Genomic DNA, 20450 nt, shown 5'->3' with positions numbered 1-20450 from the left:
CAACTGCTGATAATTCATGGTAGTACTGCTTGTTTCTTTGGCGAGAAGAGCGTACCACTTTTAGCAGTTGGCTTCCTCTTCTACACCTTCCCATGAATGTCGCACTTATTATCTGAAATCGGGCGAGAATAAGGTATATTGGGGTACATACATAAGTCACTAATCCAACTATACCAAACTTTAGCAGTATAGAACCAATAAATGTATGAACAGTATAATAGATACCTGAGTCTAATTGGTCCTGACTATAGCTTTTTAAATCTAAAACTAAATCAGGTGGTAAATTTACACACTCAAAGTTGTAAGTACCAGATAAACCTTTACCGAAAAATAACTGGAATATATTCTGTGACTCCATACAGAGTATATTTAAAACTTCCACCTTTCTTATTACAGCAGATCCAGATACATTATCCCCACCAAATATGGATAATTCGGAAATTTTCCATAAAAAAAAGCTAAATATTGAAGGGTTCAAATAGAAGAAAAAAGCCAATAAAAGCGGAATAACAACTATCAGCTTGACAGTGAACCTCTTGAAAAAATCAGAAGATAGAAGAGAAATTACTGTTACAGCAATTAAAAATAAAATAATTTCGCCACGGCTTACAATAAAAAAGGATAAATAGATAACATTCCTAAACCCACTAAATATTATTTGATAATAAGGAAGGAAAAACAATACAACACACAAAGCCAGCATCGGTTTTGCTTGAATATTGAAGCTAAGAGTTCTAGCGAAAAAATAATCGTTTAAAACATACAACAATACCCGAATAGACATAACCAATAATGCAAATAAAAGAGTTGCGAAAACTAGTCTTATTGACATTATTCCATAATTCTTAGAAAGGTAGTGTCCCATTGAGTAACTAAAAAACACCACTAATAGGAATTTAAAATTAGTTAGTGTAAGCCCTAGATTTATATCAATATCAGAAATTGACCATTCAACTAATAGAGAAAGAACTACTATAAAAATTGCAACAGCGTAAACCACTAAAAACTTAGTATTGAAACTTCTGGATTTAGCGATTGATAATATACCAACAATGATCACACTATATAGTAACAATGTTGCGGGACCAATTTTAACACTTGAATATGCGTTATATATTTTTGTACCTAAGTTTTGCAGTTCCTCATAGGAAGTAAGTATATCCCTTGGATACTCAGGTATCGTAATGGATAAAAAAAGCACAACCAAGATTGAAAATGATAAACTCTTGATTGATAATACACAGACAATAGAAAACAGCAGCAAGCTTAAATATAAACCAATTGAATTCTGAGAGATAAACTCTAAGTATATATATAAAAAAGTTGCTATTGTAATGACAAAAAATAAGTACTTATTTGTCTTTACTTTACTTATATCACAAGATAATCTCATTCAGTTCTCGTTCAGTTTTTCTAATCAAATCTTGATCTGTCTCTTTATATTTATTTTCTCTACTTATTGCTTTAATAATTGATTCTAACGTTGGCACTTGACCCATTTCTAAAGTAACCAATTCTGGTTCTAAGATGAAATTATCTAACATTCTCACTACCTTTGGAGAATATGGATATGCTAAAATAGGAACCCCTGCAGATATAGCTGTCAATAAACCATGGAGCCTAAATCCAATAAATAGTTTACAGCTCGATATTGCATCATGTAATTCTACTGGCGAATTGTACTTTACAAACCTACGATCATTCATAAAAGGTTGATCTGCGTAAAATGTATTTTCTGGTGAGTTTCCTACATTCTGAAGGCTTATAAATTCAACATCAAAAGATAACTCACTTTCTAAATATTCAGCTAGTTCAATAACCTTTACTATATTTTCCTCAGTGACACATTCTGAGCTGAGATTAAATACAATTTTATTCGAACCTGTTTTTCTTTGTTCTAAAGCATTTACATTGGACAGTAAAAAAAGATCTTCAACTATTTTACCCTTCTTCTTAAATGTAAATCTTGATACTAATTCTTGTGAACATTTATCTCTTAGATATATTTCTGATGACAAATTGAAAACTAATATACTTATTAACTTATCAAGAAAGCCATTGATTCGCCCAACGCCAACACTGAAAAATATAATTTTCCTTCCTAGCAATCTTGTATATATAGAAACCAATAGAAGCATAAAAAGATTAGTTTTATTGGAATAAAAACAAGTCCCGCCGCCCCAAACAACTTGCTTATGTTTCACAATATTTTTTATTAAATCAAAATGAAATCGCTTAAATATAACCTCTTTAGACTTCAAATTAAGCTGTTCTTTAACGCTTGACGATGTAAATACAGTTACGTTGCTTGAAGAATAATCATCAATGACTTTTAACATTAGATCGTCACCATAATTTCCATATCCATAGTATCCAAATAATAGTGTCTTCATTGTCCTTTCAGCTCTTCAGATAAAGGTATTTTTTATTTTCTCTTTTGAGATTTTGATATATTTTTGAATCTCGTTCACCGATTACTTTTGCTGGATTACCGGCAACAATAGTACATGCTTTCACTTCTCCATGAACAACACTTCCAGCCCCAATAACAGCACCCTCACGTATTATCGTCCCAGGAAGAATTATTGCACCTAAACCCACCCAAACATTATCTTCGATAACCACTTCTTTTAGAAGATCCTCTCCACCATAAGGTATTGACTCATGGGACATATAATCATGATTATATGTCCAAATCGTAGTTTTAGGACCAAAAATCACATTTGAGCCCAGAATTATATTACCTTTTGCCGACCAATATGCTCCAGGGCCGACATAAACATAGCCATTCAATTGAATATTGTCAGCATATTCAATATAGTACTCTCCACCAAATCTAATTCTTGCATCAGTTATTTTTCTACTATTAATCAGTCGCCTTAATTTTTTCATTAAAAATCCAATTTGAATAAAAGGCATAAATAAATATCCATCCAAAAATTCTTGAGATCAAGACACCAAAAGCTAACCCAATCATACCGTAAGTAATAGTAGAGAAAGTGCTTATGCCAACAATGCTAACAAGCTGACAAATTTTCATTTTCAATATCACTCTTGGGTTTTCATTGTATATTTTTGCCTCATATGGCGTAAATATTATTCCGCCACAGAATGAAAACACCAATATATAACCAACCACATCAAATTGTGGGTATTTACCAAAAAATACAAAAGACTCTAAAATGTTAAATAATATATAAACTATCGACAAAGCTGCAATTTGGCAAATAAAGAATTTCTTTATAATCTTAGGCAAACTAAATTTTATATTTATATTATCCTTTAAATAATATGAAAGTAGGCTATTAGCGATTAAAGGAAGAACAAAAGCTATCTGAATAGCTATTGAATATGAGGCTAATTCAACATCGGTTAGCAACCAATCTGCAATCGCTATATCTATTCTCATGGCGAGCGTTATAATTACTGCTGACCAACAATATGGTGATACTTTCTTTATTAACCAAGATATTTTAATAGGAGAAGCTATAACCGTTTTTGGCCGAACTCTTCTTTCCCCCTCATCAAATGAACATAGGTAAAGTAACCATAAGGCTAATAACGATATGAAAAGTGTGACTGTAATTAAACTTTCTATTGACACCGTTTCATCATTCACCACGAAAAAGGCAAATACTAGGGTTACTGATGCTACTCGTGAAAAGCTGAAAACTGAATTTGATATGGAGTACTTATTCCAGCTCCCACATGCTTGATGGTATGATGTTATAAGCTTAAAACATCCCATCACTGCACCTAATAGTAATCCAGCGGTAAGGTTTGTCATACCATAATATAGCACTACTACTATTGTCAGTAATACCATTGACAACAAATAAATTATGGTAACTCTGAAGATATAGTTTCTAAAATCAGAGTAAACTACGATAAATACACTTATACCCAACTCAAACAATACTGTGAAAATCAAACCATAATTAATGATTTTTGCATATGATGCATATACCTCAACAGTTGCAAAACTGGCCACAAGAAATGTTGCCAAAAAGGCAAACGCGGCATTTGAAATATTAGAACTGAATATTTTCAGAATCGCCATAATTAATTTACAACTTTATATTTGAACACATTAACTTTCAACAGTGTACTATTCCTGTAGCCTGAATTATTTTAAGGAATTTGAAATGCAATTTTTTCCAACTACTTATCTTTAAGTTAATTACTTTCTCATTTCATGCTCAAAACATTACGCTCGTATTCTCTAAATCTCATATTGAACATGGCAAGTTACCACTCTAAATTAATTTATCTAAAATTGTTTTGCATGCATTACCATCACCATATGGATTATGGGCATAACTCATAGACTGATATGCATTCTTATCAGTTAATAAAACATTCAAGTTATCCACAATTTGTTTAATATTGGTTCCAACCAATTTCACTGTACCGGCAGATACCGCCTCTGGTCGTTCTGTGGTATCACGCATAACTAGCACTGGTTTGCCTAGACTTGGAGCTTCTTCTTGAATGCCACCTGAGTCAGTTAAGATGATATGAGCTCGATCCATTAGATAGATAAAAGGTAAGTACTGTTGTGGTTCAATTAAATAAACATTATGAATATCCGATAAAATACGATTCACTGGTTCTCGAACATTCGGATTCATGTGCATTGGATACAATATCTGAATATTTGGGTGTTGTTTTGCTGTTTCTGCCAATGCCTGACAAATGCGCTCGAAACCACCGCCAAAACTTTCACGCCGGTGCCCCGTGACAAGAACTAGCTTTTTATTTTCATCCAAAAATGGAAATTGTGCAGATAAAGTTGCCTTTAAATTAGTGTTATTATCTATTTTTGACTTAATCATCAACAAAGCATCAATGACCGTATTACCAGTAACCGTGATATTCTGTTCGTCATAATTTTCTTTCAGCAGATTTTCTTTTGAGGTCTCTGTCGGTGCGAAATGGTATTTTGTCAGAGCTCCCGTCAACTTACGGTTAGCTTCTTCCGGCCAGGGCGAATAAATATTGCCGGTACGCAGACCCGCTTCCACATGCCCAACCGGGATTTGCTCATAATAAGCAGCTAAACTTGCAGCAAATGTGGTTGCTGTGTCGCCATGAACCAGAACAATATCAGGCTTGAACTCTTGTAGTACAGACTTTAATTCAAGAAGTATTCTTGCTGTAACATCATTCAACGTCTGCCCGGCTTTCATTAAGTTTAAATCGTAGTCTGGTGCTATATCGAATAATTCCAGAACCTGATCCAGCATCTCTCGGTGCTGAGCAGTCACACAGACTTTTGCTTCAAAACGCTCATCATCATTCAATGCATGAACCAATGGCGCCATTTTTATCGCTTCTGGACGTGTGCCAAAAACAGTCAGTACTTTTTTCTTAGACATAAAATTATTTAAACCCGATTATTTCGACTCATAACTGTAGTTGTAGTAACCACCGCTATAATGTGAACTTGCATTTCGCAGTACCGCATTGAGAATAAAGCCTTTTACTTCAATACCGTTTTGCTCAAAGCGTTGCTTGGTCACTTCAATCTCTTTCACTGCGTTCTGGCCAAAACGCCCCACCAGCAAGGTGGTGCCGGCATGGGCACCAACAATAGCAGGATCGGTAACAGCCAGAATTGGCGGGGTATCCACCACTACGATATCGTAATTATCCGATGCCCATTCTAACAATTTCTTAAACCTTGGGTGCATCAAAAGTTCAGACGGGTTAGGCGGCACTTCACCGCGGCCGATAAAATCCAGATTGTCCACGCCAGGCTGTTTGATAATCTCTTCTATAGCGGCTTTATCAACCAGATAACTCGACAGGCCCGGCGTATGATTCACTGCCATGTTCTTTTCCAGCCGGCCTTTGCGCATATCAGCATCAATCAGCAATACGCGCTGGCCGGTTTTGGCGATCACTGCCGCCATATTGGATGACACAAACGACTTACCAATGCCTGGGCTGGGGCCGGAGATCATCAGGATATTGTTTTTGGCTTCCATCATGGCAAAGTGCAGGCTGGTGCGCAGGCTGCGCAGCGCTTCAATCGACAGGTCCGCCGGGTTCGCCACCGCCAGCAAACTCTCTTCCACAGTGAGCTGCCGCTTGCTTTTTTGTTTCTTTTCCATGTCACTTTGCCAGTCCGACAGCGGAATGCTGGCATAAACAGGTAAGCCAATGGCTTCAATTTCATCCGGGTTTTCCACCCCGCGGTGAAAGGCAGCGCGAATCAGAACCAGCGCCACCGCCAGCATACCGCCCAGCAAAGTCGCTAATATCACGATTAAGGCTTTCTTTGGCTTAATCGCGTTTGTATAGGACTGGGCGACATCCAGAATACGGACATTACCGACCGTACTGGCTTTGAGAATATTGAGTTCCTGCACTTTGTTCAGCAATTGAACGTAGATTTGCTGGTTAACTTCCACATCCCGGGTTAAGCGCAGCACTTCACGTTGGGTTTTTGGCAGTTTTTGCACCTGGCGGTTGAGTTTCTCGCGCTCACCCAGCAAGGTTTTGCGCTTATCCATCAGCGAAATATAAGCCGGGTGCTCTTTGGTGAAGCGCTGGGAAATTTCACTTTCTTTAAAGGTCAGCTCATTGAGCTGAGATTCCAGCGTGACCATCACATCCAGGGTTGATTTGGCTTCCAGCCCCAGATCAATCGAATCGTTGGCCTGGCGGAACCGGTTCAGCTCGTCTTCTGCTTTGGTCAGGTGTTCTTTCACATCCGGCAGGTGGCCGCGTAAAAACTCCAGGCTCTTTTCCGCTTCAGCCGAATTACGGGCCACGTTCTGCAAAAAATAGTTCTGGCTGATGTCATTCAAAATCGCCGTATTCTGCGCTTTGTCGGCCCCCGTGAACGACAACTGCAAAATACCGGTTTGCTTACCGCGCTCCGAAACTGCTAAGTTTTGCTGTAGCCACTGGATGGTATCTAAGCGTGAACGTTTGCTGATGCTGAACTCTGTCCCTGCCTGCTCAGTAGTCAGCTCCGAGACAAACAGCTGATACTCACCGGATGTTGCCAACTCGCCGACTTTACCCGACAACACTTTCTGCTCTTCACTGTCGAACAGGATATAAGTCCCGCTGTCCGGGTCATCCACCACCAGGGTATACACCGGCTCTTCTGTACCCTGAGGGATGTCAAACCGGCTGATTGCAATGCTGTCTTTATTACCGGACAGACGATGTAAACCCTTACCAATCAAAGGCAAAGTTGCAGGTTCAGCCAGTGTAGTCAGGTTGAGTTTGTCCACGGTTTTGCCGAGGATCATGCGTGAGCGGATAATCTCAATTTCAGTACTCGAAGAAGATTCACCCGAAAACAGATCGCCCATTTCCCCCAGAGCAGACAAACCATTGCTTTTCTCTTCAACCTGAAGCAGGGCATCGGCTTTATAGATGGGTGTCGCCAACAGTGCATAAGCAATGCTGGCAACCGCAAAGGCGAACGTAATGGCGATAATAGTCCAGCGTCTGTCCAGCAATATGCCAAACAGCTTGCCCAGATCAATCTCGTCGGAGTCGGATTGTTTCACCGACACTTGTTGCGAAACAGTCATAGTGTCTATCTACTCAGGCTACTCATGATGGTGGATGTCAGGGTGGAGTCAGGGTGGATGTCATGATGATCGTCCCAGTCTGAAACACTGTCGTTCAGGGTTCGGACCGACAGTTATTGATCACTTACTAAGCATCACTCTGTAAACATCTGTCAGTAAAGACGATGTCAGGTGTTACAGCTTTTGCGCCCAGGCACGGGCGGCTTTGTCGATCAGCTGATAGGCATGTTCGTACGCTTCCCGGCTCAGGCGGTAGGGGTCGGGAATGTCCTGCTGACCAATCCATTGCCCAAACAGCATGGTTTTGCCTCTGGCTTCCGGCACTATGGACGCCACGGCATCCAAATGGCTTTTTTCCATCACCAGAATCAAATCGACATCACGGCACATCGCCGGGGTCAGTTGCTGAGCCTGATGCCCGTCAAGGGACACCCCATTTCCAGCGGCAATCTCGCTGGCTGTGCGATCTGCAGGTTTGCCCTGCAGATTACTTTTCTCTGTGCCTAAGCCTGCCGACTGAATATTTTTCGCCGGCAGCAGTTGTTTCAGCAATGCTTCCCCCGACGGAGAGCGGCAAATATTGCCGACGCACACCACAAGAATATTATTGAACATGGCTTACCAATCCCTCACTCGTATTGCCCCTTCGGTCAGCTGGTTAAACCCGGTAATGGTTGGCAGCAACTGACGCACTACACGGTTCCAGCGCGCAATCGGTGCCGAGGTGACATACACCACATCGTAAGGTTCCAGTTCAAACTCTGTCCCAAGCACCAGTGCCGCGGCATCTTTGATATTGAGCTGGTAAATGTCCGCCAGTTGCGTGTTGTCTGCTGTGGATACAGTATTTGCCTTGTTATTTTTGCGTACGTTACGGATCACAAACACACCGGTCGCATCCGCTTCCAGCTCGTTAATACCGCCAACACTGCTCAGTGCTTCGGTCAGCGTCATACCGGCACGATCAATTTTCAGCAACTGCGGCGCGTTTACCTCACCCATGACAAACACTTTCTGCGCATCGTTGCGCGGCACATGCACTATGTCACCAGGACGAAGCAGGCGGTTTTGTGTCAGATCACCGCGCTGCATTAAGGCATACAGCGAAATATCCTGTTCTATGCCATTGCGGGTCAGGGTTACATTTCGCCAGTCGGCCTCTTTTGCCAGACCGCCTGCTTTGTTAATAGCATCTAAGAGTGTCATCGGCACATTAGTAATCGCTTGCTGACCCGGCGTGTTTACTTCCCCGGTCACGTACGCTTTTTGCGAGCGGAAGGCCGCGACGTTGACATCCACTTGCGGGCTTTCTATGAAAGCCGCCAACCGATGCGAGATTTCATCACGGATTTGCGTCACAGTTTTGCCGCCGACCTGAACAATACCGATATACGGATAGAAGATGCTGCCATCGGCATGCACCCAGTTACCAGACTCACTGGAACTGCGGTAAGAACCGGCAGGAATGGTCAGCTCAGGGTGATCCCAGATGGTAATATTCAGAATATCACCGGGGCCAATATAGTACTCATAACCCGTGAGTTCGGCATCCAACGCTGGATTGGTTCTGGCTGTCACTTCTGGCCGTTTTGACTGGTAAATAACAGAAGGTGTCAACGGATAGACGTTAACCTGCTCAGACACGTTGAACGTTTCGTTGTCTGCTTGTTGTTTATTGTCGGGTAACGACAGATGGGAGCCGGGAACAACCGTACAACCTGCTAATAACAATGACGCCACAGCAGTAAAAAGGAGCTTCTTAGAGAAATCCATATCCAGTCAACGTTGATAAATAAAAAAATTGAATTTTGATCGAAAAACTAATCGCAATATGCAAATTGCAGTTGCCAATAGATAAGTTAGTCGCACATTATGCAAACAGCTGAATCACACTAAGGTGACAGCAACCGCTTAATTAGACAAACCTGATGGAGTGATGAGCACGAACTGCCACATAACACCCGGCACAGTGCATAAAGACAGGAATTGAAAGCCTGTTAAAAGAGAAACTGCAAGGAATTTTGTATTTCAGCGACTGCTAAAATACAGCCTCTTGACCTTTCAGACACGCTACCGCCCTTAGGTTACAGCTCCCAAACGCCTTCAATAACATCCATGTTTTCTGCAAGGTGCAGGTTAACGTTTTCACATGACACTCGTGTCAGCCGGATGACATTTTATTAGAAAAATGTGATTTAGGTTACACTTGCCTGCGTTTTAAGCAAAACCTGTGAAAACGCCTGTATTACCCCATCACAATCGTTGCAGAGCGTGTAAAAACGCCCTGATTGACTGTCACTTTGGCTGCCGCATTCTACACAATCGCACCCCACTGAGAAACCATTAAATGCAACAGGTCTCAAATTAGAGTAATTAGTCACCGTCAGGTTATTGTTCACATGAAAAAATTCAATTTCCAGTGCATTCAACAGAGTGTTCACCGAATCCCATGAACTTACAAATGAATGCAACACTACTATAATGGTTAGTATAATTGTTAGTACAAATATTCTAACTGAGTGTTTTGTTTTAAAAGCGCAGTAATCAGCAATCTTCACATTCTATACATTGCTATCCTTTATATATCGAAATATCATTGAAAAGCGTTTTGCGTTATCAACAAGTCGCAATCTTTCGTATTTATCACTTAACACAAATCAATAAGGGAATAGGATGAACAAGGTAATCGTTTCTCTGGCTGCATTGCTAATGGCCAGTTCAGCGTTTGCAGCTACCGGCACCACCACAGGTACTGCAGCAGCTACTACTTCTACGACCACAGCAACTACAGCTTCAACGGCTGCGGCAGGTACTGCAGCCGGTACTGCGGGTGCAACGGCTGCCGCTGTTGGCGGTATCACAGCTACCACTGTTGCTGTAGGCGCTGCCGTGGCAGTAACAGCAATTGCTGTTGTTGATGCCAACGACAACGATACAGCGACATCAACCTCTGTCAATCAGGGCTAAGCAAACACGCTTTGCTACCTCTGATGCTATAACCGCACTTCTGTGCGGTTATTTTTATTTCTGTCATTGACCTGTGACTACTATTGACCGATGACCCCCATTGACCTATGACTAGCGGATACCTAATGTTCGACGCCCGTCTTTCTGTAAACAGACGCTTTCTGGTACTCATCGCCCTGTTACCACTTCTTTTATCCGGATGCAGCCAAAAATTTCAGAATGTGTCGGATACCTTTCGTCTTGCTGTTCGCGGTGATGATGACACAGTAAAATCCTCAGCCTGGATTGAACAACTCCCTTACGCCAGTATGTACGCCCGTATCGGAGACGGCCCTCAGGCCTTTATGGTGCTGGCACTGGCAGAGCCAGCTGCGGTTCTGACATCGTCAATCACAGCGACTGAGCCAAAAGCTGCTACTGGGTCAAAAACGACTACTGAGTCAGAAACTACCGAGCCGGCTATGCAGCTGAAATGGCTGGCCGCCGACAAAGGCATGCTAGTGACAGAACACGGGCGGCTGGTGAAAACCCTGAACCTGCCCCTTGGCAATCTGGTACAAGTTACGGCAGAAACGCCAGACCCGGTCGCACTCGGATTGCAGTTGCCCACTACGCCGACAACCTGGACCCGCCGCATCGACTGGCAGCCCGGCTACCACTTTGGTTATCAGCTCACCTCCCGCTTTGAGGACAAAGGACTGGTGACAATTACCATCAACAATATCACTCAGTCTGCACGCTATTTTGTTGAGACGGTCAATGTACCCAGTCTGGATCTGCAGTTTGACAACGCCTTCTGGGTTGAACCCACCAGTGGTCAGGTACTGAAAAGTCGCCAGCTTATCGCACCCGGCTTACCTGAAGTCGAAACACAATTGCTTAAAGCTTACGGACGATAACAGTTTATGAATCCAGACAATCACTCGCAGCGTATTTTTTCACCTCGCCAGACATGGCTTTTCGCACCAGGATCTATGATGAAAGCTTTAATACTAATAGCTTCATCAATTGTATCGCCCGCCATGGCGACGCCTGTTGAAACGGCACCCACCTTCGTCAGGGTACAGCTGGACAACAGCGAAAAAGAACTGCAACTGCGCTACCCGCAAACTGTCCGCCTGGATCGGGTTCAACAAGACGCCCTGGCCAATATATACCAGTTATCAACAAAATCAGACAATACTGCTCAGGCTCTGTACTGGCAGTCTCTGTACTGGAGCGGTTCCTTTTTATGGAAAGCCGATCACCCAGCTAAGCAAGCCATCGCGCTGCAGCAGCAAAGCGTGGACAGGCAGATCCGAGCGCTGGCCGATCACTGGCGTTATCGTCACCCGGCTGCCAGTGAGACTCTTATTCAGCTGGCGCAAAGTCTGGCTTCGCCTATCCCGGGTGAGCGCATTTTTCTTCCGTTAGACAGCGATCGCGTGCGTATTGTGCCGGACAACAACCCTGCGCTGAACGGGCCTTTTGTGTTGCGATTCGCCACCCGGCCCAATACCGTTAAGGTGACTGGCGCCCTCAAGCTGCCGGCGGGCAATACGGCTGAAATTTCCCTGCCCTGGCAGGAAAGGCAAGATGCCGCAGGCTATCTGAAACAGATACAAGCGTTAGCGGTGGCCAACCGGGATTACGTCTGGGTGATTCAGCCCGACGGCAAAGCCGAACAACACAGCATCGCGTACTGGAACCGACAACATAAAGATATCGCGCCGGGTGCCATTCTTTATCTTGCGTTTACCGATCTGCCAGCGAGTGCGAAGTCGTCAAATTCTCAAATTATTCATTTGCTTTCACAAAGGCCCTTCTGATGGATCAGCCTGTTATGTCTTCCTGTACCAAGCACCTGGGTCTTCGTTTTCCGGGTCTCCGTTTTCTGTCAGGATTATCTCTGGGGATTATCACCCTTACGGCCCATGCCGATGACTTCAGTTACCCTGATTTTTCCGTTTCCCAATCCGATTTTGGTGGCGTAGGCCTAATCCAAATGCCTTCCGGTCGTGTTGCGCCGGAAGGCGAATTCACCTTTGGTGCCACCTATAACCAGGATTACCTGCATTACAATGTATCATTGCAGTTGTTCCCCTGGCTGGAAACCACCATACGCTACACGCTGGTTCAGGATGTTCTCTACAGTGAGGACGAGAACTTCAGTGGCGACACCAAATACACAGACAAAGGCATAGACTTTAAGCTCAGGCTATTAGAAGAAAGCTTCTGGATACCAGAAACCTCTGTTGGTATTCGTGATTTTGGCGGTACCGGATTGTTTGACGGCGAATACATTGCGGCCAGCAAACACTGGGGAGCGCTGGATTTTACCCTGGGGCTGGGCTGGGGCTACATTGGCAACGGCGCCAATCTGTCCGGCGATAAAAGCCTGAGCAGCGACTGCGGCCGTAATACCGAGTATAAAGGCAAAGGCGGTAGTGTCGATTTCGAGCGCTGGTTCTCTGGCTGCATGGCAGTATTTGGCGGGGTGGAATACCAGACGCCCTGGCGGCCTTTACGACTGAAACTGGAATATGACGGCAACGACTATACCAGTGATTTTCCTGTTACCCGTGCGGACTCGGATATGTCACAGGGCAGCCCGATAAACCTGGGGGTGTTATACCGCCTGGGCGACTGGGGCGATCTGCGGATAAGCTATGAGCGCGGCAATACCTGGACCGCCGGTTTTAACCTTAATACCAATTTTAATCAGCTGACAACCTCCTGGCGCGATACACCTGCCGCCGCTTATGCGCCCGACAGGCAAAAACGCTCCACCACCAGCGCAGACTGGCAGAACATCGCGAATCAGTTGCATACCAACGCTGGTTATGAAAACCCGACCCTGTACGCAGATGACCATACGGTGACTATAGAGGCGCCGCAGAACAAATACCGGGATCGAGACCAGGGCTATCAGCGTGCGGCAACCCTGCTAAGCAATCAGTTACCGACAGATCCTGACACCGGTCTGCCGCTTTATAGCGAATACCGCCTGATCGAAACCAGCAACAAGCTGCCGGTCAAAGAAACCCGAGTGAATGTGAAGGCATTTGATCAGGTAGCCAGTCACAGCTATGTCAATGCCTCTATCGACGATACCATCACTCATCAGGTACCGGCACAACCACAAGGCCGACTGATTGCGACAGACACTGACAAATGGGACCTGAGTGTCTCCCCGACCCTTCAGCAGTCTTTTGGCGGCTCGGAAGGGTTTTATCTGTACAACTTAGGGGTGACGGCTGGTGCCAGTTATCACATGACGGACCATTGGGAGCTGGGCGGCAGCGTCTATCTCAATCTGTTCGATAACTATGATAAGTTCCTCTACGATGTGCCGCCCGATGGCACAGATTTAAAACGTGTTCGTACTCTGGTTCGCCAGTACATTGATGGCAATCCTATCCGGGTCAACAATCTTCAGCTGACCTGGATGGATCAACTGGCGGATAACTGGTACGGGCAAGCGTACACAGGTTACCTGGAAATGATGTTTGCCGGTGCCGGCAGTGAAGTGCTTTATCGCCCTATGGGAAAGAACTGGGCGCTGGGCGCTGATATGAACTATGTGATTCAGCGAGACCCGGATACCCAGTTTGGTCTTTTCCATGACGAAGTGCATTTTGATCCCATCACAGGACGTGATTACAAAGTGCAAACTGGCGCGCTAACCGGCCATGCCACTTTCTATTACCAGCCGCAGTGGTCTTTGTTACCTAATACGCTGATGAAAATCAGTGCCGGGCGCTACCTGACAGAAGATGTGGGTGTCACCTTCGACTTCTCCAAGCAGTTTGACAGTGGGGTGATTGCCGGTGCCTTTGTGACCAAAACCAACCTGTCGGCCGAAGAATTTGGTGAGGGCAGTTACAATAAAGGCTTTTACATCTCGATCCCTTACGATCTGATGACAGTAAAACCAAGCCGCAACCGCGCCAATATTTCCTGGCTTCCTCTGACGCGTGACGGCGGGCAGATGCTCAACCGTAAGTACCAGCTCTACAACATTACCGATGCGCGTTATCCCTGGTACAGCCGGAAAATGATGCAAGCGAAATAAGTATAAGGATCATGACTTTAGAGTCAGGTGACACTGGATGGCCCGCCTCGGCGGGTCAGCTTACTGCTGAGAGCACAACCGCTCCTGCTTTTTTGCCCTCTTCATTTTTTCTCCTGTTTTTTTAGCTTTCTTTATATCCTTTCAACTCTTTTTTGTTGTTCTGTGTGTCTGATTTCGCCAACAATTAACCCTGAACATTAATTGGATTTATTGCACTCGTGCGCTGTGGTTTTACTAAGTCGATCAGCTGAACAGTTGCACCGGGATCCCGTATCGGCAATATAGAAAGTGGCTAAATATTAATCTTCATCAAATACTGTCGCCTTCCTGAACTGATGGAGTGATCTCGTAATCGACGTTTGTGAGGTAGAAATATGTTCAGAAAGTATGCTGTTTTTTCGGTAACATTTCCCGTACTGCATAAAATCAACCTGTTGCTGGCGATCGCGTTTTTTGCCACCTGCTGCTACCAACTGGTGGTTCAGGAAGATATCGTCTTCAGTCTGGGGCTATTGGCCGTCGTGTTCCTGCTGACTCTTTTTGCCGGTTCGTCAAATTACCGGCGTAAATATATCAGCTTCCCCTATTCAGTCGATTGACCCTGACATTCATTGCAAATGAAAGCGAACATCGTAAATCAAAGCAAGAGCCGGGATCGGCATCCCGTGTCTTAAGGCCACGCTTAGCTCATGTTGCTTTTTTGTATAAAAAGTAACTTTTAATGGGCCTCGGTTATCCGATTTTTTTGTCAGGGATCACGGATAGTAGAAACTTGTTCAATAATTTCCTGCAAGTGGCCTATGGCTGCTTGCTTCCGCTAAGAGCACCCACCTATAATTTGCCTTGTGAGTACATATTTACTTAATTCTAATGCTCTACTGAACGCATTAAGATAAAATTACAAAGATAATTTTTACTTTTCTTCTTTATCGCATCACAAATTGCAGTTATCAATGGAAGTGTCATAGTGACAGATACACACACAAAAGCCGTCCCGTCAGGCCCTCAACTTGTTCATCAATCTAATCAAACTATGCCAACACCAGACAGCACTGATGAAATCGATCTCGTCCAGCTGGTAAGAACACTGTGGCAAGAAAAACTGCTGATAGCGCTGATTACTGTTGTTTTCGCCATCGCCGGTGTTGCCTATGCACTGACCGCACAAGAATGGTGGACGGCCAAAGCCAAAGTGATACAACCTCAGATCACCGACTTTGCTCAGCTGCAACGCGAAATCAGTGCCTTCCAGCCTGCCTTTGATGTCTATCAGGCTGACGGTACCGTACTGGTCAGCACCCAGCTTCAGGATGTGGCTGATGCCGAAGTGTTGTTTAAGCATTTCATCAATGGCTTTAATTCGCTGGAAAACAAAAAAACCTTTTTGACAGACAATAGCGATTTTCAGCAATTTCTGACTGACAATAATGTTGCCTCTGAAGAAAATACCGACAGAGCCCTGGAAAACTGGTTCGATAAAATCACCGCTCAGCAGGCCAGCAAGCAGGAATCCGATACCTTCGTGATTAATCTGCAGGCGACTACCAGCAACAGCAGCTTTGATATGCTGAAACAGTACATCGATTTCGTGTCTGCCAAGGTCTATAACGATACGTTAGCTAACGTGCAGGCGCTGGTGTCAGCCAAAGAGTATGAGCTGAAACAACAACTTAAGGTACTGCGCAGTCAGGCCAGCAGTTATCTGCAGGTTGAAAAAGAGCGTACCCAATACGCCCTGAATATCGCCAGCGCCGCGGATGTCAACCAGCCAGTTCAGAACCTGGGTGATAACGAGATTTTTGCTATCAACTTAGGTGCCAAAGCACTGGCGGCCAAGGTGAGTGCCCTGGAATCAGTTAAGAACCTGAGCGTGGTTGAACCCCGCATTCAGCAGGTAGAAGCGCGTCTGTCGCTGCTGCAGGGCACTGAGCTGGATAAAAATATCAAATTCAAAACCTACCGTTTTCTTGAAAACGTAGAAAAGCCGGTAACCAAAGACAAACCCAAACGCTCACTGATTGTAGTGATCGCCACCCTGCTGGGCGGTATGCTGGCTGTGGCTTTTGTCCTGATCCGCTCTGCGTTCAGAAATCACGACTGATTGCCAACACAAGCAATCAGAGACGGCATAAACAAAAAGGCCAGTCCGTTACCCGGACTGGCCTTTTTGTATCTATTTGTACTTCTGTTTCAGTTACTGGCAATATGCCTGGATTACGGCAATCTAACCAGAGCAGTTATTCAACCGCCGACTGTTGCAACTGAAGCCACAGTGATTTCACCAGTTGCTGATCGGCAGGGTTCAGCTCAGACTGCGCATTCTTCAGGCTGTCGTTCACAGCCTGGTTCATCGCATCCAAAGACGCAATGCCGCCACGTTCACACTCTGCTGCCGACAACGAAATGTGGCCACGCAGGTAACCGCCTGCAAATAACTCGTCATCCGATGCAGTTTCCACCATCAGGTCAATCAGGGTGAGCAGCTTTTCTTCGTATTGCTGGATCATCTCGTCACTCTTTCGTTTTATCTGAATCTGGCCCTGTGCGGATCAGAATAGGTTTACTCACGCCACTGATACGCATTGCTGTGATGCGAATCAAAGCGGCTCAGGAAAATCGTCTGCGCTGAGCGGTTGGACACCATAATGCTGACGCAACACTTCTGACAGTATGCCTGCTCGCTCCGGTGTATTGCCATTCAGGTAATGCAGCACCTGCTGGCGGACTTTGCGGGTAAATGCTACCCGATCCGGCTCATGATCACCACTCAGGTTGTCGCAGCTGACCTGAAAACGAAAGCCGCAACTGGCCGACAGCAGCCACTCTACCGCCTGAGGTTTCACTTCAACCTGCTCAAACACTGCCTGCTGATCAGCGTCCCGCCCGTCTGGCAAATACCAGTAGCCATAATCTTCCAGCAAGCGACGCTCGGGGCCGGCAATACACCAGTGCGCTATCTCGTGCAGTGCAGAGGCGAAGTAACCACGGGCAAACACAATTCTGTGATGCGGGTGCCCAGTATCGGCAGGAAGATAAACCGGCTCATCACCGCCCAGCACCAATTCGGTGTTGAGGCTGGTTAAGAAAGTGCGGTTAAAGAGTGTTATCAGGTCGTTATAATCGTGAGGCATGGACTGTGTGGCTTCATTTAACATCTGGGAGGTCAGCGCTGATTATCCCAGCCCCTCCCGCAAGAATGCCGCCGATTATAGCGGGTTTGCAACTGCGATGCGACTGAGTGTTCAGCAACAAAAAAGAGGACGCCCCAACGTCCTCTTTTTGTTTAACTTGCCGCTCTGAATCAGGTTGAGCGGTTTACGCTTTATTCGATTGCTTTAAGCTGCTCTCTTTCAGCTGCTCTCTTTCAGCTGATTTCTTTCAGCTGATCTCTTTTAGCTTCTTTATTTCAGCTTAGGCGTCGAGGTCATCACATCGGCGTTTTGCGCGCGGTGGCGCAACAGGTGATCCATCAGGACGATAGCCACCATGGCTTCTGCAATAGGTACGGCGCGAATGCCGACACACGGGTCATGCCGACCACGAGTCACCACTTCAGCGCTTTCGCCCTGCTTGTTGATTGTCTCGCCCGGCACGGTAATGCTGGATGTCGGCTTCAGCGCCAGGTGGGCGACGATGTCCTGACCGGAGGAAATCCCGCCTAAGATGCCGCCGGCGTGGTTTGATTTGAAACCTTGCGGTGACATAGCATCACGGTGTTCGCTGCCGCGCTGTGTCACAACGTCAAAGCCATCGCCAATTTCCACGCCTTTCACTGCGTTGATACCCATAAGCGCATGGGCAATGTCGGCATCCAGACGATCAAACACCGGCTCACCCAGTCCAACCGGGACATTCTCAGCCACGACTGTCAGTTTGGCACCGATGGAATCGCCTTCCTTCTTGAGTTTGCGGATCAGCTCATCCAGCGCATCGACTTTCGAGGCATCCGGGCAGAAAAACGCATTCTGCTCGACCTGATCCCAATCAACCGTATCAATACTGACGTCGCCCATTTGCGATAAGTAAGCACGCACTTCGATACCGTGAACCTGTTTGAGGTATTTTTTAGCGATTGCACCAGCCGCTACACGCATCGCGGTTTCACGGGCAGAAGAACGGCCGCCGCCGCGGTAATCGCGGACACCGTATTTTTGCTCGTAGGTGTAATCAGCATGGCCGGGACGGAACAGATCTTTAATCTGGGAGTAGTCTTTTGAACGTTGATCAGTATTTTCGATCATCAGACCGATAGAAGTGCCGGTTGTCTGGTCTTCAAACACGCCGGCCAGGATTTTGACCTCATCCGGCTCACGGCGTTGTGTGGTGTACTTAGAGGTTCCCGGCCGACGACGGTCGAGATCGTGCTGCATGTCGGCTTCTGTCAGTGCCAACCCCGGTGGGCAACCATCAACGATGCAGCCCAGCGCCAGACCATGGCTTTCGCCGAAGGTGGTGACGCGAAAAACTTGTCCAATTGTGTTGCCTGCCATGACTTCCCCTGTAACTTTGCTTCTGGCTTTTTGTAATCATTGAATAGTGCAAAGTTGCGCAGGGGAATGCAAGCAGAATCGGCGTTGAGCCGTTACTGGTCTTTCTTAGACTTCCATTTTTTTATGCCGGGCGATGTCGACTCATGACCTGAACGGTCCGGACGACCACCTTTCGGCCCTTTGCCCGCTTGCCCGCCGGATTTCTTATCGTGCGGACGCTGCGGCGATTTGCCCGGTTTGCTGCCTGGACGACGACGCTCGACCTCGCCTTTACCTTTATAGGTTTTGTACCTGACCGGCGCTTCCTGCTCACTCTGCTGGCGGGCATCGTACAGTTTAGCGTCTGTGGCTTTGCTGATGGCCTGCCCCTGGCTGTCAACCCGCGACGCTTCTTCTGTCTTGCTCGACAGCGCCAGTAAACGGTGAATCTCGGCCATTTCATCCTCGGTCAGATAGCGCCATTTACCGTTTGTCAGACCGTCAATGGTGATATTCATGATGCGGACGCGGCGAAGTTTATACACTTCAAAGCCCAGTGCTTCACACATACGACGGATCTGGCGGTTAAGGCCCTGCGTCAGCACAATACGAAAGGAGTAGGTGGTTTCTTTGGTGACTTTACACGGCAGAGTGACGGTATCGAGAATCTCAACACCGGAGGCCATTTTGGCCAGAAACGCCTCAGTCACCGGCTTATCCACCCGCACTACATATTCTTTTTCGTGCGAGTTACCGGCGCGGAGGATCTTATTGACGATATCGCCGTCATTGGTCATGAAAATCAGACCATCAGACGCCTTATCCAGTCGGCCGATCGGGAAAATACGTTTGCGGTGGCCAATGAAGTCAACAATATTGCCTTCAACATGCCTTTCCGTGGTGCAGGTGATCCCGGCAGGCTTGTTCAGCGCAATATAGACAGGCTGCTCTTTGCGGCGCAGCGGTTTGTCATCCACCAGTACTTCATCATCCGGGCCGACTTTCACTCCCATTTCTGGCTGCTGGCCGTTAATCAGCACCCGGCCTTGCTCAATCAGTTTGTCGGCTTCCCGGCGCGAGCAGTAACCTGTGTCACTGATAAATTTATTCAGGCGAACCAGACTGGTGTCTGAGGATGGTGCGTCATTACGAGACTGAGGTTTATTTTCTGGCATGATGATCTTCTTCATTGTGCGTTTCACAACGCGTTCGGAAGCAGGGATTTTACTGAAAAATAGTCGAATTTCCATGCTTTAACATCTAATGAACAACGAAACAGACTGACTCATCAATCCTTTACACAGTATCAGATTGATTTCACTCAACGTTTGATATTCCAATGCGTCATTTTAGATACAAAAAAGGCGTACCCATGGTATTCACTGCCTCATAATACGCATTAGA

At 45.7% G+C, this 20450-nt stretch carries 18 protein-coding genes; 6 read left to right on the top strand and 12 right to left on the bottom strand.

Annotated features, from left to right (window positions below; genetic code table 11):
• From IFO68_RS17200 to IFO68_RS17165, 8 genes are all read right to left on the bottom strand, one after another.
• The coding region (locus tag IFO68_RS17200; protein ID WP_192017052.1) for a hypothetical protein at positions 1-1393 on the bottom strand (1393 nt) is incomplete at its 3' end.
• Positions 1377-2393 (bottom strand): polysaccharide pyruvyl transferase family protein, encoded by a 1017-nt coding sequence (locus IFO68_RS17195; protein WP_192017051.1) that lies wholly within the window; start codon positions 2391-2393, stop codon positions 1377-1379. The genes IFO68_RS17200 and IFO68_RS17195, both read right to left, overlap by 17 nt.
• A gap of 7 nt (positions 2394-2400) precedes the next feature.
• Positions 2401-2919 (bottom strand): acyltransferase, encoded by a 519-nt coding sequence (locus IFO68_RS17190; RefSeq protein ID WP_192017050.1) that lies wholly within the window; start codon positions 2917-2919, stop codon positions 2401-2403.
• Positions 2867-4060, bottom strand: coding sequence for an MATE family efflux transporter (locus IFO68_RS17185; protein ID WP_192017049.1), 1194 nt, complete (start codon positions 4058-4060; stop codon positions 2867-2869). The genes IFO68_RS17190 and IFO68_RS17185 overlap by 53 nt, the downstream gene beginning before the upstream one ends.
• A gap of 196 nt (positions 4061-4256) precedes the next feature.
• Positions 4257-5378 carry a non-hydrolyzing UDP-N-acetylglucosamine 2-epimerase gene (gene wecB, locus IFO68_RS17180; protein WP_192017048.1) on the bottom strand — a complete coding sequence of 374 codons (1122 nt, stop codon included), beginning with the start codon at positions 5376-5378 and terminating at the stop codon, positions 4257-4259.
• An 18-nt stretch (positions 5379-5396) separates the two neighbouring features.
• Entirely contained in the window at positions 5397-7556 is a 2160-nt protein-coding gene (locus IFO68_RS17175; protein ID WP_192017047.1) for a polysaccharide biosynthesis tyrosine autokinase, read from the bottom strand.
• Between the two features lie 174 nt (positions 7557-7730).
• Positions 7731-8171, bottom strand: a complete 441-nt coding sequence (locus IFO68_RS17170; protein ID WP_192017046.1) for an arsenate reductase/protein-tyrosine-phosphatase family protein — start codon at positions 8169-8171, stop codon at positions 7731-7733.
• A 3-nt stretch (positions 8172-8174) separates the two neighbouring features.
• Positions 8175-9329 (bottom strand): polysaccharide export protein, encoded by a 1155-nt coding sequence (locus tag IFO68_RS17165; protein ID WP_192017045.1) that lies wholly within the window; start codon positions 9327-9329, stop codon positions 8175-8177.
• 900 nt (positions 9330-10229) lie between these two features.
• On the opposite strand from IFO68_RS17165, the gene IFO68_RS17160 reads away from it, so the two are divergent.
• From IFO68_RS17160 to IFO68_RS17135, 6 genes are all read left to right on the top strand, one after another.
• Complete coding sequence (locus tag IFO68_RS17160) at positions 10230-10523, top strand: hypothetical protein (RefSeq protein WP_192017044.1); 294 nt, start codon at positions 10230-10232, stop codon at positions 10521-10523.
• A gap of 125 nt (positions 10524-10648) precedes the next feature.
• Entirely contained in the window at positions 10649-11422 is a 774-nt protein-coding gene (locus IFO68_RS17155) for a YjbF family lipoprotein (RefSeq protein WP_192017043.1), read from the top strand.
• Positions 11423-11497: 75 nt separating this feature from the next.
• Positions 11498-12331, top strand: coding sequence for a capsule biosynthesis GfcC family protein (locus IFO68_RS17150; protein WP_192017042.1), 834 nt, complete (start codon positions 11498-11500; stop codon positions 12329-12331).
• 14 nt (positions 12332-12345) lie between these two features.
• Entirely contained in the window at positions 12346-14577 is a 2232-nt protein-coding gene (locus tag IFO68_RS17145; RefSeq protein ID WP_192017059.1) for a YjbH domain-containing protein, read from the top strand.
• A 374-nt stretch (positions 14578-14951) separates the two neighbouring features.
• Positions 14952-15176 (top strand): hypothetical protein, encoded by a 225-nt coding sequence (locus IFO68_RS17140; protein ID WP_192017041.1) that lies wholly within the window; start codon positions 14952-14954, stop codon positions 15174-15176.
• Between the two features lie 368 nt (positions 15177-15544).
• Entirely contained in the window at positions 15545-16678 is a 1134-nt protein-coding gene (locus IFO68_RS17135; RefSeq protein WP_192017040.1) for a Wzz/FepE/Etk N-terminal domain-containing protein, read from the top strand.
• Positions 16679-16814: 136 nt separating this feature from the next.
• Here the strand turns inward: IFO68_RS17135 and IFO68_RS17130 are convergent, their stop codons facing one another.
• The 4 genes from IFO68_RS17130 to rluF form a co-directional block, all read right to left on the bottom strand.
• A complete protein-coding gene (locus IFO68_RS17130) occupies positions 16815-17084 on the bottom strand; it encodes a YfcL family protein (protein ID WP_192017039.1) in 270 nt (89 codons plus the stop codon).
• A gap of 90 nt (positions 17085-17174) precedes the next feature.
• Entirely contained in the window at positions 17175-17708 is a 534-nt protein-coding gene (locus IFO68_RS17125; RefSeq protein ID WP_192017038.1) for an elongation factor P hydroxylase, read from the bottom strand.
• A gap of 270 nt (positions 17709-17978) precedes the next feature.
• Positions 17979-19067, bottom strand: coding sequence for a chorismate synthase (gene aroC, locus IFO68_RS17120; protein ID WP_192017037.1), 1089 nt, complete (start codon positions 19065-19067; stop codon positions 17979-17981).
• Between the two features lie 92 nt (positions 19068-19159).
• A complete protein-coding gene (gene rluF, locus IFO68_RS17115; protein ID WP_192017036.1) occupies positions 19160-20221 on the bottom strand; it encodes a 23S rRNA pseudouridine(2604) synthase RluF in 1062 nt (353 codons plus the stop codon).
• Positions 20222-20450: the final 229 nt, after the last annotated feature.

This window comes from Photobacterium arenosum (assembly GCF_014841115.1).
In the GTDB taxonomy this organism is placed as follows: domain Bacteria; phylum Pseudomonadota; class Gammaproteobacteria; order Enterobacterales; family Vibrionaceae; genus Photobacterium; species Photobacterium arenosum.
This window is presented reverse-complemented; position numbering and strand designations above follow the sequence as displayed.